The organism is Streptomyces monticola (assembly GCF_042665355.1).
Taxonomy (GTDB): Bacteria; Actinomycetota; Actinomycetes; order Streptomycetales; family Streptomycetaceae; genus Streptomyces; species Streptomyces monticola.
This window is the reverse complement of record NZ_JBHTCF010000008.1, coordinates 199,578-213,745: the sequence shown is the minus strand read 5'-3', so window position 1 is coordinate 213,745 and position 14,168 is coordinate 199,578. Positions and strand designations below refer to the sequence as shown.

Annotated in this window: 13 protein-coding genes; 5 read left to right on the top strand and 8 right to left on the bottom strand. The window is 69.6% G+C overall.

What is annotated here, in order from left to right; genetic code table 11:
• Positions 1–7 precede the first annotated feature (7 nt).
• The 5 genes from ACFQVC_RS20565 to ACFQVC_RS20545 form a co-directional block, all read right to left on the bottom strand.
• Positions 8–343: a non-heme iron oxygenase ferredoxin subunit gene (locus tag ACFQVC_RS20565; RefSeq protein WP_381832029.1), complete on the bottom strand. Its 336-nt coding sequence runs from the start codon at positions 341–343 to the stop codon at positions 8–10.
• On the bottom strand, positions 340–1,521 hold the full coding sequence (gene sufD, locus ACFQVC_RS20560) for a Fe-S cluster assembly protein SufD (protein WP_381832028.1): 1,182 nt from the start codon (positions 1,519–1,521) through the stop codon (positions 340–342). Before sufD ends, ACFQVC_RS20565 begins: the two co-directional genes overlap by 4 nt.
• A gap of 98 nt (positions 1,522–1,619) precedes the next feature.
• Positions 1,620–3,044 (bottom strand): Fe-S cluster assembly protein SufB, encoded by a 1,425-nt coding sequence (gene sufB, locus ACFQVC_RS20555; protein ID WP_381832027.1) that lies wholly within the window; start codon positions 3,042–3,044, stop codon positions 1,620–1,622.
• Positions 3,041–3,808 (bottom strand): helix-turn-helix transcriptional regulator, encoded by a 768-nt coding sequence (locus tag ACFQVC_RS20550; RefSeq protein WP_381832025.1) that lies wholly within the window; start codon positions 3,806–3,808, stop codon positions 3,041–3,043. Before ACFQVC_RS20550 ends, sufB begins: the two co-directional genes overlap by 4 nt.
• 125 nt (positions 3,809–3,933) lie before the next feature.
• Positions 3,934–4,863 (bottom strand): formate/nitrite transporter family protein, encoded by a 930-nt coding sequence (locus tag ACFQVC_RS20545; protein ID WP_381832024.1) that lies wholly within the window; start codon positions 4,861–4,863, stop codon positions 3,934–3,936.
• Between the two features lie 123 nt (positions 4,864–4,986).
• Here ACFQVC_RS20545 and ACFQVC_RS20540 point away from each other — a divergent pair, with 123 nt between their 5' ends.
• From ACFQVC_RS20540 to ACFQVC_RS20530, 3 genes are all read left to right on the top strand, one after another.
• Complete coding sequence (locus ACFQVC_RS20540; RefSeq protein ID WP_381832023.1) at positions 4,987–5,922, top strand: ABC transporter ATP-binding protein; 936 nt, start codon at positions 4,987–4,989, stop codon at positions 5,920–5,922.
• A complete protein-coding gene (locus ACFQVC_RS20535; protein ID WP_381832022.1) occupies positions 5,919–6,695 on the top strand; it encodes an ABC transporter permease in 777 nt (258 codons plus the stop codon). Before ACFQVC_RS20540 ends, ACFQVC_RS20535 begins: the two co-directional genes overlap by 4 nt.
• Before the next feature lie 136 nt (positions 6,696–6,831).
• The gene (locus ACFQVC_RS20530; protein ID WP_381832020.1) at positions 6,832–7,842 is read left to right on the top strand and encodes a COX15/CtaA family protein; all 1,011 of its coding nucleotides are present in this window, start codon (positions 6,832–6,834) and stop codon (positions 7,840–7,842) included.
• 38 nt (positions 7,843–7,880) lie between these two features.
• Here ACFQVC_RS20530 and ACFQVC_RS20525 read toward each other — a convergent pair whose 3' ends face one another.
• The 3 genes from ACFQVC_RS20525 to ACFQVC_RS20515 all read right to left on the bottom strand — a co-directional run bounded on the left by ACFQVC_RS20525 (position 7,881) and on the right by ACFQVC_RS20515 (position 10,496).
• Positions 7,881–8,969: an amidohydrolase family protein gene (locus tag ACFQVC_RS20525; protein WP_381832019.1), complete on the bottom strand. Its 1,089-nt coding sequence runs from the start codon at positions 8,967–8,969 to the stop codon at positions 7,881–7,883.
• 84 nt (positions 8,970–9,053) lie between these two features.
• Positions 9,054–9,401, bottom strand: a complete 348-nt coding sequence (locus ACFQVC_RS20520) for a hypothetical protein (protein WP_381832017.1) — start codon at positions 9,399–9,401, stop codon at positions 9,054–9,056.
• A gap of 120 nt (positions 9,402–9,521) precedes the next feature.
• Positions 9,522–10,496, bottom strand: a complete 975-nt coding sequence (locus ACFQVC_RS20515) for a heme o synthase (protein ID WP_381832016.1) — start codon at positions 10,494–10,496, stop codon at positions 9,522–9,524.
• A gap of 418 nt (positions 10,497–10,914) precedes the next feature.
• Here ACFQVC_RS20515 and tkt point away from each other — a divergent pair, with 418 nt between their 5' ends.
• Positions 10,915–13,002: a transketolase gene (tkt, locus tag ACFQVC_RS20510; protein WP_381832014.1), complete on the top strand. Its 2,088-nt coding sequence runs from the start codon at positions 10,915–10,917 to the stop codon at positions 13,000–13,002.
• Positions 13,003–13,049: 47 nt separating this feature from the next.
• Positions 13,050–14,168: a transaldolase gene (gene tal / locus ACFQVC_RS20505; RefSeq protein WP_381832012.1), complete on the top strand. Its 1,119-nt coding sequence runs from the start codon at positions 13,050–13,052 to the stop codon at positions 14,166–14,168.

The window sequence follows — 14,168 nt, the reverse complement described above, 5'->3', positions numbered from 1 at the left end:
GGGTGCCTCAGGACTCCTGGGTGAGGGAGACGAGCACGTCGTCCCCTTCGATCTGTACGGGGTATACGGGGACGGGGCGCGTCGCGGGAAGACCGGACGGCTTGCCGGTGCGGAGGTCGAAGGCGGAGCCGTGCAGCCAGCACTCGATCTGGCAGTCCTCCACCTCGCCCTCGGAGAGGGAGACGTTCGCGTGCGAGCAGATGTCGTGGATCGCGTACACCTCGCCCTCGGTGCGGACGACCGAGACCGGCGTGCCGTCGAGTTCCACCCGCTTCGGGGTGTCCTCCTCCAGCTCGCTCAGCCCACAGGCCCGCACGAAACGGGCACGGTCGATAGCGGTCATGCGACCGACGCCTCCAGCTCCTCTTCGATCTTCGCGAGGAGGCGCTCCTCGATGTCGGGGACACCGATCTGCTGGACCAGCTCGGCGAAGAAGCCGCGCACGACGAGGCGGCGGGCCTCGATCTGCGGGATGCCGCGGGCCATCAGGTAGAAGAGCTGCTCGTCGTCGAAGCGGCCGGTCGCCGAGGCGTGCCCGGCGCCGACGATCTCGCCGGTCTCGATCTCCAGGTTCGGCACCGAGTCGACCCGGGAGCCGTCGGTGAGAACCAGGTTCCGGTTCATCTCGTAGGTGTCGGTGCCCTCGGCGGCGGCCTCGATGAGGACGTCACCGATCCACACGGCGTGCGCGTCGTCGCCCTGCAGCGCGCCCTTGTAGACGACGTTGGACTTGCAGTGCGGGACGTTGTGGTCGACCAGGAGGCGGTGCTCCTGGTGCTGGCCGGCGTCGGTGAAGTACAGGCCGAACAGCTCGGCCTCGCCGCCGGGGCCCGCGTAGCTGACGCGCGGGTGCAGCCGGACGACATCGCCGCCGAAGGTCACGACGACCGACTTGAAGGAGGCGTCGCGGCCGATCAGGGCGTTGTGCTGGGAGACGTGGACGGCGGTGTCGTCCCAGTCCTGCACGGAGACCACGGTGACCTTGGCGCCGTCGCCGACGAGGAAGTCGACGTTGGCGGCGCGGACGGCGTCACCGGTGTGGTCGATGATGATGACAGCCTCGGCGAAGGCGCCGACGTCGAAGACGGTGTGCCCGAAGGTGGTGCCGCCCTCGCCGTGCAGGGTGACCCGCACCGGCTCGGTGAGCACCTGCTCCTTGGGGACCGAGACGACGGTGGCCTTCTCGAAGGAGGAGAAAGCCTGGGCGGCGACCCGGTCGACGGGCGTGCCGGCCTTGCCGATCCGCGCGTCCTCACGGCCGACGGACTCGACGGTGACGCCGTCGGGCGCGTCGATCTCGGCCTTGAGGGCGCCGTCGGCCTTCGCGGTGCCGTCGTGCAGACCCTTCAGGCGCTCCAGCGGAGTGAACCGCCACTCCTCCTCGCGCCCGTGCGGGACGGGGAAGTCGGCCACGTCGAACGACGGGGGCGCGCTCATGCGCGTGGCGACGGTCGACTCGGCGGCTACCGCGATCGAGCCGGTGGTCGTGGATCCGACCGGGATGTTCTGAGCCTCAGCCATGGCTGTCGTAATGCTCTCTTTCTTACGTAAGTAGGGGGACGGGAACGGCAGTCGGCGCCGTGCGCCCGGGGCCGCGCAGGCCCCGGGCACCGGGGGCCTTAACCGACCGCGCCCTCCATCTGGAGCTCGATCAGCCGGTTGAGCTCGAGCGCGTACTCCATGGGCAGCTCCTTGGCGATGGGCTCGACGAAGCCACGGACGATCATCGCCATGGCCTCGAACTCGCTCATGCCCCGGCTCATCAGGTAGAAGAGCTGGTCCTCGGAGACCTTGGAGACGGTGGCCTCGTGGCCCATGGACACGTCGTCCTCGCGCACGTCCACGTACGGATACGTGTCCGAGCGGGAGATCGTGTCGACGAGCAGGGCGTCACAGAGGACGTTGGACTTCGCGCCCGGTGCGCCCTCGCCGATCTCGATCAGACCGCGGTACGAGGTACGGCCGCCGCCTCGCGCCACCGACTTGGAGACGATGTTGGACGAGGTGTTCGGGGCCATGTGGACCATCTTGGCGCCGGCGTCCTGGTGCTGGCCCTCGCCCGCGAAGGCGATGGACAGGGTCTCGCCCTTGGCGTGCTCGCCCATCAGGTAGACGGCCGGGTACTTCATCGTGACCTTGGAGCCGATGTTGCCGTCGACCCACTCCATGGTCGCGCCCTCGTACGCCACGGCACGCTTGGTGACCAGGTTGTAGACGTTGTTCGACCAGTTCTGGATGGTCGTGTAACGGCAGCGGGCGCCCTTCTTGACGATGATCTCGACGACCGCGGAGTGCAGCGAGTCCGACTGGTAGATCGGCGCGGTGCAGCCCTCGACGTAGTGGACGTAGGCGTCCTCGTCGACAATGATCAGCGTCCGCTCGAACTGGCCCATGTTCTCGGTGTTGATGCGGAAGTAGGCCTGGAGCGGGATCTCCACGTGCACGCCCTTCGGCACGTAGATGAAGGAGCCGCCGGACCACACCGCGGTGTTGAGCGAGGCGAACTTGTTGTCGCCGACCGGGATGACGGTGCCGAAGTACTCCTTGAAGAGCTCCTCGTGCTCCTTCAGGGCGGTGTCGGTGTCGACGAAGATGACGCCCTGCTCCTCCAGGTCCTCACGGATCTGGTGGTAGACGACCTCGGACTCGTACTGGGCGGCGACGCCGGCGACGAGGCGCTGCTTCTCCGCCTCGGGGATGCCGAGCTTGTCGTAGGTGTTCTTGATGTCCTCGGGCAGGTCCTCCCAGGACTGGGCCTGCTTCTCGGTGGACCGCACGAAGTACTTGATGTTGTCGAAGTCGATGCCGGAGAGGTCCGAACCCCAGTTGGGCATGGGCTTCTTCTCGAAGAGCCTGAGGCCCTTGAGACGGAGCTTGGTCATCCACTCGGGCTCGTCCTTCTTGGACGAGATGTCACGGACGACGTCCTCGTTCAGACCGCGCTTGGCTGCGGCACCGGCCGCGTCGGAGTCGGCCCAGCCGTATTCGTACTTGCCCAGACCCTCGAGTTCGGGGTGGGCAGTCTCCTCGATGGGGAGAGTCATGCGGGGTTCCTCCCGGCCGTGCTTGCAGATGCTGTGGTGGTCTTCGGTTGTGGCTGTGGCGAGACGGTCTCGCGGACGGTCTCTTTACGGGGAATGAATGTGGTGCACACTCCGTCCCCGTGGGCGATGGTGGCCAGTCGCTGCACATGAGTACCGAGCAGATGGCTGAAGAACTCCGTCTCCGCCTCGCACAGCTGCGGGAACTGCTCGGCGACATGGGCGACCGGGCAGTGGTGCTGACACAGCTGCTCGCCGACCGGTGCGCTACGCGCTGTAGCAGCGTACCCGTCGGCCGTCAGTGCCCTGGCCAGGGCCTCCGCGCGCTCCTCGGGCGCGACACCGGCCAGCTGCTCGCTGTATTTCTCGGCCGTGGCGGCAAGCCGGGCCCGGGCGAAGGCCGCGACCGCGGCCTCCCCGAGGTCACCGCCGCCGGCCGACTGGGAGATCCAGCGCAGGGCCTCGGCGGCGAGCTTGTCGTAGGACTGGTCGAAGGCGTCCCGGCCGCAGTCGGTGAGCGCGAACACCTTGGCCGGGCGGCCCCGGCCGCGCGTACCGTAAACGCGCTGCTCACGGGGGGCCACGACATCGTCGGCGACCAGGGTGTCGAGATGACGGCGCACCGCCGCCTGGGTGAGACCGAGACGTCCCGCGAGCTCGGCCACGGTGGACGGGCCGTGGTCCAGGATGGACCGCGCGACACGGTTGCGCGTGCTGCGCTCCCCGGTCGCGAGTTCCTCCTGCGGAGCCTCGCCGACGTTTTTCACAACGCCATTGTTGCGTAATTCCTCAGGCCCCGACAACCCGCGCTCAAGCCACCCTCCGGTGGCCTCGATCACTAAGGGTTACCTAATTTGTGTACGTTGCCACGAAGGGAGCGGCATCCCGGGGGTCACCGCTGGTCAGAACCCACCAGCTCCTGCGCGGCCGCCGCGACGGGCGCCACCGGCGCCACCGGCTCTCCCCCGGCGGGCACCTCGGACACCGCCGGCGCCTCGGACACCACCGGCACCACCGGCACCACCGGCTCCCCCGCGGCCACCGCGTCCCGGCGCCCGAATTCCGCCCGCCTGGCCCCCGTGCTGAACCAGTACGCACCGGCCACGAGGAGCCCGCCACCCACGATGTTGCCCGGCACCGAGAAGGCCAGGTTGCGGAAGAGATCGGCGAACGACGCGCTGCCGTCGAAGATCGCCAGGCCGTACAGCGACATGTTCGCCACGCAGTGCTCGAAGCCCGCCGCCACGAACACGAAGACCGGCAGCCACAGCACGAACGACTTGGCGCCGTCGCCCTGGGCCCGGGTGAACATCCAGATGCCGAGGCAGACCAGCATGTTGCAGAGCACCGCGCGCCAGAAGATCTGCCCGCCGTCGAGCGCGTTCTTGCCGGCGACCAGCTCCTTGAGCATCGCCTGTGCCGGGCCGCTCGAAGTGACCCCCGAGGCGTGCACCATCGCCCCGAAGCCGAGCGCGCCCAGGAAGTTCCCGAAGAGCGAGAGCGACCAGGACCCCACCAGGTCCCTGACGCCGGTGCGCCCCGACAGGGCGCCGAAGAGCATCACCATCACATTGCTGGTGAACAGCTGGGCGCCCGCGAACATCACCATCGTGATGGCGAGCGGGAAGACCGCGCCCTCGACCAGCTTCGTGGCCGCCGAGTGACTTGCCACCAGCGGCGAAGCGGCCGTCAGGAGCAGCACCTCACCGACACCGATGAAGGCGCCGGCGAGCATCGCGGAGACCAGATAGCGCGGTGGCCGCCGCAGCTCGTGGGCCTTGTGCACCGCCTGCAGGGTCGTCTCGTCGAGGTTCTTCGCCATGCTGATCACTCCTTCGACGCTACGAGCACCGACCCGTCCCGGTCTGCCTGTGAACGTCACCAGATGCCAGGCCCCCGGGACCCCTGTCCCCAGGACCTAGGACCCCTCTCTAGACTGCGCGGCATGCATGAAGAGCCCGTCGATGGCGGTGTCCTCCAGGTACGCGGCCTGGTGAAGCGGTACGGATCGAAGACCGCGGTCGACGGCCTCGACCTCACGGCCCGCGCGGGCATCACCGCCGTACTCGGCCCCAACGGCGCGGGCAAGACGACAACGGTCGAGACGTGCGAGGGCTATCGCCGCCCGGACGCGGGGCAGGTCCGCGTCCTCGGCCTCGACCCGATCGCGCAGGCCGCCGCCCTGCGGCCCCGGATCGGCGTGATGCTGCAGTCCGGCGGCGTCTACTCCGGTGCCCGCGCCGACGAGATGCTGCGCCACATCGCCAAACTGCACGCCCACCCCCTGGACGTGGACGCCCTCATCGAACGCCTGGGGCTCGGCAGTTGCGGCCGTACGACCTACCGACGCCTTTCCGGCGGGCAGCAGCAGCGCCTCGCCCTCGCGATGGCCGTCGTCGGCCGCCCCGAGCTCGTCTTCCTCGACGAGCCCACCGCGGGCCTCGATCCACAGGCCCGCCGCGCCACCTGGGATCTCGTGCGCGATCTGCGCACCGACGGCGTATCGACCATCCTCACCACGCACTACATGGACGAGGCCGAGCAGCTCGCCGACGACGTGGCGATCATCGACGAGGGCAAGGTCGTCGCCCAGGGCAGCCCCGAGCAGCTGTGCAAGGGAGGCGCCGAGAACACCCTGCGCTTCACCGGCCGCCCTGGGCTCGACATCGCCTCGCTCCTCAAGGCCCTGCCCATGGAAACCGCCGCGGCCGAACTCACCCCCGGCTCGTACCGGGTCACCGGCACCGTCGACCCCCAGCTGCTCGCCACGGTCACGTCCTGGTGCGCCCAGCACGGAGTCATGCCGGAGAAGATCTCGGTGGAGCGGCACACCCTCGAAGACGTCTTCCTGGAGCTGACCGGTAAGGAGCTGCGCGGATGAGCGACCGCGTCCTGAGCACATATACGCCGAAGCCGGGGGCCGCCCCGGTCGGGCGGATGATCGCGGCGCAGACGGCCCTCGAGACGAAGATGCTGCTGCGCAACGGCGAGCAGCTGCTGCTCACCGTCGTCATCCCCTCGCTCCTGCTGGTCCTGTTCTCCACGGTCGACATCATCGACACGGGCGACGGCAAGGCGGTCGACTTCCTCGCGCCCGGCGTCCTGGCCCTGGCCGTGATGTCGACGGCGTTCACCGGGCAGGCCATCGCCACCGGCTTCGAGCGGCGCTACGGCGTACTCAAGCTGCTCGGCACCTCACCGCTGCCCCGCTGGGCGCTGATGACCGCGAAGACCCTGTCGGTCCTGGTCACCGAGGTGCTGCAGATCGCGCTGCTCACGGTGATCGCGCTCGCCCTCGGCTGGTCGCCGCAGGGCGGCCCGCTCGCCGTACTCCTCCTGCTCGTCCTCGGCACCGCGGCCTTCTCCGGGCTCGGGCTGCTGATGGCGGGAACCCTGAAGGCCGAGGCCACCCTCGCCGCCGCGAATCTGGTCTTCCTGCTCCTGCTCGTGGGCGGCGGTGTGATCGTGCCGCTCGACAAGTTCCCCGACACCGCGCAGTCGGTCCTCGGCCTGCTGCCGATCTCGGCGCTCTCGGACGGGCTGCGCGACGTCCTGCAGCACGGCGCGGCGACGCCGTGGGGCGCGGCCGGAATCCTCGCCGTGTGGGCGGTACTCGGACTCGGCGCCGCGGCCCGCTTCTTCCGCTGGGAGTAGCGGGGAACGGCGGGGGCCTCCGCCGCGGAGCCTTCGCCGCGAAGCCGCGGGAAAAAGCGGCAGAAAAGCCGGCGGAAAAGCCCGGTGACCCGCTTCACGCGCCCCTCGTGAACGGATGCACAAGGCCCCCTCTACGATGGGGCGCGTGCCGAAGTTGACCCGAGCCGAACTGGCTCAAGCCGCGCGCAATCCGCTGGCCTTCATCGCCGAGCGCTGGACTCCCGAAACCCGGACGGTCCGGCTCGCGGCGCTCTCCGCGCTCGTCATGAGCTGCGTCATCGTGGTGACCGGCGGAGCCGTCCGGCTGACCGGCTCCGGCCTCGGCTGCCCGACCTGGCCCAAGTGCACCGCCGACTCCCTGACCGCGACCAGCGAGATGGGCTTCCACGGCGTCATCGAGTTCGGCAACCGCATGCTGGCGTACGTACTGTGCGCGGCCGTCGGCTGGGCGATCATCGCGGCCCGCTCCCAGAAGCCGATGCGCCGGGATCTGACCCGTCTGGGCTGGCTCCAGTTCTGGCTGGTCATGGGTAACGCGATCCTCGGCGGCATCGTGGTCCTCGTCGGCCTCAACCCGTACACGGTCGCCGCGCACTTCCTGCTCTCCACCGCGCTGATCACGGTGGCCACCGTGATGTGGACCCGTACCCGCGAGGGCGACGCGGCACCGCGCCCGCTGGTCGGCAAGGCCGTGCTGCAGCTGGTCTGGTTCCTGACCGTGGCCGCGGGTCTGCTCGTCGCCGTCGGCACCGTGGTCACCGGTGCGGGACCGCACGCGGGCGACTCCAGCGACGTACCGCGGATGCCGATCGACTGGGAGACCGTCAGCAAGCTGCACGCGGTGCTCGCCTGGATCGTGGTGACCCTGACGTTCGCGCTGTGGTTCGTCCTCAAGGCCGTCGACGCCCCCAAGGGCCCCCTTTCCCGCACCCGTGAGCTGTTCCTGATCCTGCTCGCGCAGGGCGTGATCGGATACGTGCAGTACTTCACGGATCTGCCGGAGGTCCTGGTCGGCGCCCACATGCTGGGCTCCTGCCTGGTGTGGATCGCGGTGATCCGGGTGCTGCTCGCGATGCGTGAGCGGCCGCTGAGCGAGCCCGGTATCCCGGCACAGAGCGACGACCCGGAGCTGACCGCGGCGCGCTAGGCCGGTACGCCGGTACGCCGGGTCCGCCCGCCGGGCCCTCAAGCCGCCGCGAGCCCGTACACCCTGCGGGCGTTCCCCGCCGCGATCAGTCCCGCCACCCGGTCCGCGTCACCACGCGACCAGGCGCCCTCGGCGACCCAGCCGCCGAGCACCCGGCCGAGCGCCTCACGGAACAAATGGGCCCCGACCACATGGAGTTCGGGCAGGCCGTGGGCGCCGCTGGAGAACAACAGCTTGCCGAACGGGGCGAGTTCGAGCACCTCCGCGAGCAGACTCGCCGCCCGCGCCCCGGTGCGCACCAGGGCCGGGCCCAGGTCGGCGTAGACATGCGGGAAGACACCCGCGAGATGTGCCGCGTGGCGGTGGTACGGGTAGCCGTGCAGCAGCACCACATCGGTGCCGAGCCCTGCGGTGGCCCGGGCGAACTCCCCGACGTAGGACTGCGGGTCGCCCGAGCCCGCGTGCAGCTGCAGCGGCAGGCCGGACGCGACCGCGATCCACAGCAGATGCCGCAGCAGCACGGGGTCGCTGAGCTGCCCGCCGACCTCACGGGCGGCGAGCCAGCGGGCCGCCGCGCCCCGCACCTCCCCCGCTCCCGGCGGCTCGGGCGCGAGGGCGCAGCCGTGCCGCGCGCCCGCGACCGAGGCGAAGGCGACGGCGCCCGCGGCCGCGCCGTGCACGGACTCGGCGAGGTTGGCGAGGAAGGACTCGACGGTCCCCGAGGTGTCGGCGACCTGCTCGGCCAGTAACTCCAGGCGGACGATCTCGTGGGCCTCCGCAGCGCCCGCCGCGGCCAGTTCGGGCGGTCCGGTGAGATCGCCTGGCAGGCCCGTGTCGACCAGATAGGTGCTGATGCCGGTGGCCCGCAGCAGCCGCCGGCCCGCCTCGATGACACCGAGCTCACGGCGGCGGGCCAGATAGCGGGCGGGCGGGCAGTGCGGTTCGAGACCGAGCAGCGGCGGGCACCAGCGGCGTACCGCGAAGCCCGTCTGGGTGTCGAAGAAGGTGGTGCCGGGGGCGGGCGGGCCGTCGCCCCGGCCGAGATGGGCCTCGAAGGTGCCGAGCCCCAGTTCCGTACGCAGCACCCCATGGCAGTACTGGTCCACCAGGGGCGGTGTCTCGATCATCCGGGCTCCCGTGCGTGGACCGTCATGCCGCTGCGGTCCTCGTGGACCGTCGTGCCTCTACGGTCCTAACGGGTGAACCCGGCCTCAGGTGTTGCTCGGGCCTCCGACCTGGATGCCCGCCATCCGCGACCACTCGTACGGGCCGGTCTTCACCTTCGCCGCGAACTCGCCGTCGAAGGCCTCGTGCACGGTGATCCCGGCCTTCTCCACGGCTTTGTGCGCGAGGGCGTCGGTGGGGGCCACGAGGTCGCCCCAGGCGCCGTCCTCGCCGACGAGCACGATCCGCGAACCGCGCTGCCCGATGTACGCGACCTGCGCCTCGGCACCGCCGTGGGCCTTGGCGAAGGTGTCGATCTGCCGGGCCAGCCTGGCCACCTTCCGCTCGGCGCGAGCGTCGGTGCCGGGGGTCTCTTCAGCCTTGGTGTCTGCCATGAGCAGGATGCTACCGGCGGGTAAACGAACGGGCGACGGCCGGGTGACGTGGCCTCGGCCACGCAAAAGCCGGGCGGGACTCCCTCAGGAGTCCCGCCCGGCTTCGCGGCGTCACGGAGGTCAGCGCAGGAACGGGTCCACGGCGACCGCGACGAACAGCAGCGACACGTAGGTGATCGACCAGTGGAAGAGCCGCATCTCCTTCAGCTTCCCGCCCGTCACCCCGGCCTTGGCCCTGGCCTGCAGGCCGTGCGCCTCCCAGAGCCAGAAGCCACCGGTCAGGAGCGCGACCGCGGTGTAGAACCAGCCCGTGTAGCCGAGCGGCTGCAGCAGCAGCGAGATGGCGACCATCACCCAGCTGTAGATCACGATCTGCCGGGCCACGACCTTGTTGGAGGCGATGACCGGCAGCATCGGCACGCCCACGCGCGCGTAGTCGTCCTTCACCTTCATGGACAGCGGCCAGTAGTGCGGCGGCGTCCAGAAGAACATCACCATGAAGAGGATGACCGCCGCCCAGGAAAGGGAGTTGGTCACCGACGACCAGCCGATGAGGACCGGCAGGCACCCGGCGATCCCGCCCCACACGATGTTCTGCGCGGTCCGGCGCTTCAGGATCATCGTGTAGACCACGACGTAGAAGAGCAGGGCGCCGAGCGCGAGCCAGGCCGAGAACCAGTTGACGAACAGGCCGAACCAGACCGTGGAGACCACGGCGAGGGCGATACCGAAGACCAGGCCCTCGCGGGGGCTGACGACGCCGGTGACGAGCGGCCGGTTGGCCGTGCGCTCCATGAGCGCGTCGATGTCCCGGTCGTACCACATGTTCAGCGCGTTGGCGCCGCCAGCGGACAGATAGCCGCCGAAGCAGGTGGCGAAGACCAGCCACAGGTTGGGCACACCCTGCTCGGCGAGGAACATCACCGGAACGGTGGTGATGAGCAGCAGTTCGATGATGCGCGGCTTCGTCAGGGCCACGAACGCCATGACGCGGGCCCTGAACGACGGATTGCCCGGGCTCGTCCCGAGCTCCTCCGCAGCCGCCGGGTCTTCGGCGGTGCCCCCACCCGCAGGACGGGATTCAACGGCCGTCACGCACACCCCTGACACAGACTCCCAGCAAGCCGACCGATCGGTGTCACCTGACGTGAAGACCCGGTAAAGGCTCGCGCGTACCACGCCACTGTAGACGTTGCCCATACCCGGCTCTTCGCGGGGGTGGGTCGTGTTGGCCGGGGTGCCGCAAAGGAGGAATCGGCCGCTGTTCCCGAGGGTGAACCGGGCGCGGTCACGGGGCCGGGACACCGCCGCGCGGAATGAGCGGCAAAGCGCTCAGGAGATCAGTGAAAAGACTGCTCAAGAGGCGAACATGCCACAGCCCCTGCAGTCTGGAATGACTCGAAAAAATGCACGCTCGCGCGGCGGTAGGCTCGACAGCACCCGGTGCGCGACGGCGCTGGGGAATTACATGGATTCGACATGTAGAGCATGTGGAGAGGAGCCCTGACCCAGGGTGAGCACCAAGCCGACCACCACAGAACTCGAGTGGACCGATCTGGACCAGCGGGCCGTTGACACCGTCCGCGTCCTGGCCATGGATGCCGTGCAGAAGGTCGGCAACGGCCATCCCGGTACGGCCATGAGCCTCGCTCCCGCCGCGTACACCCTCTTCCAGAAGGTGATGCGGCACGATCCGGCGGATGCGGACTGGGTGGGCCGCGACCGGTTCGTGCTCTCCGCAGGCCACTCGTCCCTGACCTTGTACATCCAGCTGTACCTGGCCGGATACGGCCTTGAGCTGGACGACCTCGAGGCGTTCCGCACCTGGGGCTCGAAGACCCCGGGCCACCCGGAGTACGGCCACACGACCGGCGTCGAGACCACCACGGGCCCGCTCGGCCAGGGTGTGGCGAACGCCGTGGGCATGGCCATGGCCGCCCGCTACGAGCGTGGTCTGTTCGACCCGGAGGCCGCCGCGGGCGAGTCCCCCTTCGACCACACCATCTGGGTCATCGCCGGTGACGGCTGTCTGCAGGAGGGCATCTCCGCGGAGGCGTCCTCGCTCGCCGGGCACCAGAAGCTCGGCAACCTCGTGATGCTGTGGGACGACAACCACATCTCGATCGAGGGCGACACGGAGACCGCCGTCTCCGAGGACACCCTCAAGCGCTACGAGGCCTACGGCTGGCACGTGCAGCGCGTCGAGCAGCTGCCGAGCGGCGACCTGGACCCGGAGGGTCTGTTCAAGGCGCTGCAGGCGGCCAAGGCGGAGACCGAGCGCCCGTCGTTCATCGCGGCCCGCTCGATCATCGCCTGGCCCGCGCCGAACGCGCAGAACACCGAGGCCGCGCACGGCTCGGCGCTCGGCGACGAGGAAGTGGCCGCCACCAAGCGCGTCCTGGGCTTCGACCCCGAGAAGTCCTTCGACGTCGCGGACGAGGTGATCTCCCACACCCGTAAGGCCGTTGAGCGCGGTGAGCAGACCAAGGCGGAGTGGGAGAAGTCCTTCGCCGCGTGGCGCACCGCCAACCCGGAGCGCGCCGCCGAGTTCGACCGGATGCAGGCGAGCGAGCTGCCCGCGGGCTGGGAGGAGAAGCTCCCGGAGTTCGAGACCGGCAAGGGCGTGGCGACCCGGGCGGCCTCCGGCAAGATCCTGCAGGCCCTCGGCGCGGTGATCCCGGAGCTGTGGGGCGGCTCGGCCGACCTGGCGGGCTCCAACAACACCACGATCGACAAGACGAGTTCGTTCCTGCCGGCGGGCAACCCGCTGCCGGGCGCGGACCCGTACGGCCGCACCATCCACTTCGGCATCCGCGAGCACGCCATGGCCGCGGCCATGAACGGCATCGCGCTGCACGGCCACACGCGTATCTACGGCGGCACCTTCCTGGTGTTCTCCGACTACATGCGCAACGCGGTGCGCCTGTCGGCCCTGATGCACCTCCCGGTGACCTACGTCTGGACCCATGACTCGATCGGCCTCGGCGAGGACGGCCCCACCCACCAGCCGGTGGAGCACCTGGCCACGCTGCGGGCCATCCCGGGGCTGAACGTGGTCCGCCCCGCGGACGCCAACGAGACGGCGATCGCCTGGCGCGAGATCCTCAAGCGCTACACCAAGGAGTTCGGCAAGGGCGCCCCGCACGGTCTGGCCCTGACGCGTCAGGGTGTGCCGACGTACGAGCGCAACGAGGACGCGGCGAAGGGCGGTTACGTGCTCTTCGAGGCCGAAGGCGGCGACCCGCAGGTCGTGCTCATCGGCACCGGCTCCGAGGTGCAGCTCGCCGTCGAGGCGCGCGAGCAGCTGCAGGCCGCGGGTGTCCCGGCGCGCGTGGTCTCCATGCCGTGCGTGGAGTGGTTCGAGGCGCAGGACCAGGGGTACCGGGACTCGGTGCTGCCGCCCGCGGTGAAGGCGCGTGTGGCGGTCGAGGCCGGCATCGGGCTCACCTGGCACCGGTTCGTCGGCGACGCGGGACGCATCGTTTCCCTCGAGCACTTCGGCGCTTCCGCCGACGGCAAGGTCCTCTTCCGCGAGTTCGGCTTCACTGCCGACGCGGTGACCGCCGCCGCCAAGGAATCTCTCGAAGCCGCTCGGCGCTGACGCTCATATACGACGACTTATCCCAAACAGCAGGAGATGCAATTTCCATGACAGACGCACTGAAGCGCCTCTCTGAAGAAGGCGTCGCGATCTGGCTGGACGACCTGTCGCGCAAGCGGATCACGTCCGGCAACCTGGCCGAACTGATCGACCAGCAGCACGTCGTGGGCGTCACGACCAACCCGTCGATCTTCCAGAAGGCGATCTCCAGCGGTGACGGTTACGAGCAGCAGCTCGCCGACCTCGCCGCCCGCAAGGTCACCGTCGAGGAAGCCATCCGCATGATCACCACGGCGGATGTACGGGACGCGGCCGACATCCTGCGCCCGGTGTTCGACGCCACCGGCGGCAAGGACGGCCGGGTGTCGATCGAGGTCGACCCGCGCCTGGCGCACAACACCGCGGCCACGGTCGCCGAGGCCAAGCAGCTGGCCTGGCTGGTGGACCGCCCCAACACCCTGATCAAGATCCCGGCGACCAAGGCCGGTCTGCCCGCGATCACCGAGGTCATCGGCAAGGGCATCAGCGTCAACGTCACGCTGATCTTCTCGCTCGAGCGCTACCGCGAGGTCATGGACGCCTACCAGGCGGGTCTGGAGAAGGCGAAGGCCGCGGGCCTCGACCTGTCGCAGATCCACTCGGTGGCGTCGTTCTTCGTGTCCCGCGTGGACACCGAGATCGACAAGCGCCTGGAGGGCATCGGCTCGGACGCCGCCAAGGAGCTGCGCGGCAAGGCCGCCCTGGCCAACGCCCGTCTGGCGTACCAGGCTTACGAAGAGGTCTTCTCCTCCGACCGCTGGGCGGCCCTGGACAAGGCCGGCGCCAACAAGCAGCGTCCGCTGTGGGCGTCGACCGGTGTGAAGGACCCGGCGTACAAGGACACCCTGTACGTCGACGACCTGGTCGCGCCGAACACCGTGAACACCATGCCGGAGGCGACCCTCGAGGCCACCGCCGACCACGGTGAGATCACCGGCGACAAGGTGAGCGGCACCTATGTCGAGGCCCGCGCCGAGCTCGACGCCGTCGAGAAGCTGGGGATCTCCTACGACGACGTGGTGCAGCTCCTGGAGGACGAGGGCGTCGAGAAGTTCGAGGCCTCCTGGAACGACCTGCTCAAGTCCACCGAGGCGGAGCTCAAGCGCCTCGCCCCTTCGGAGGCCTGA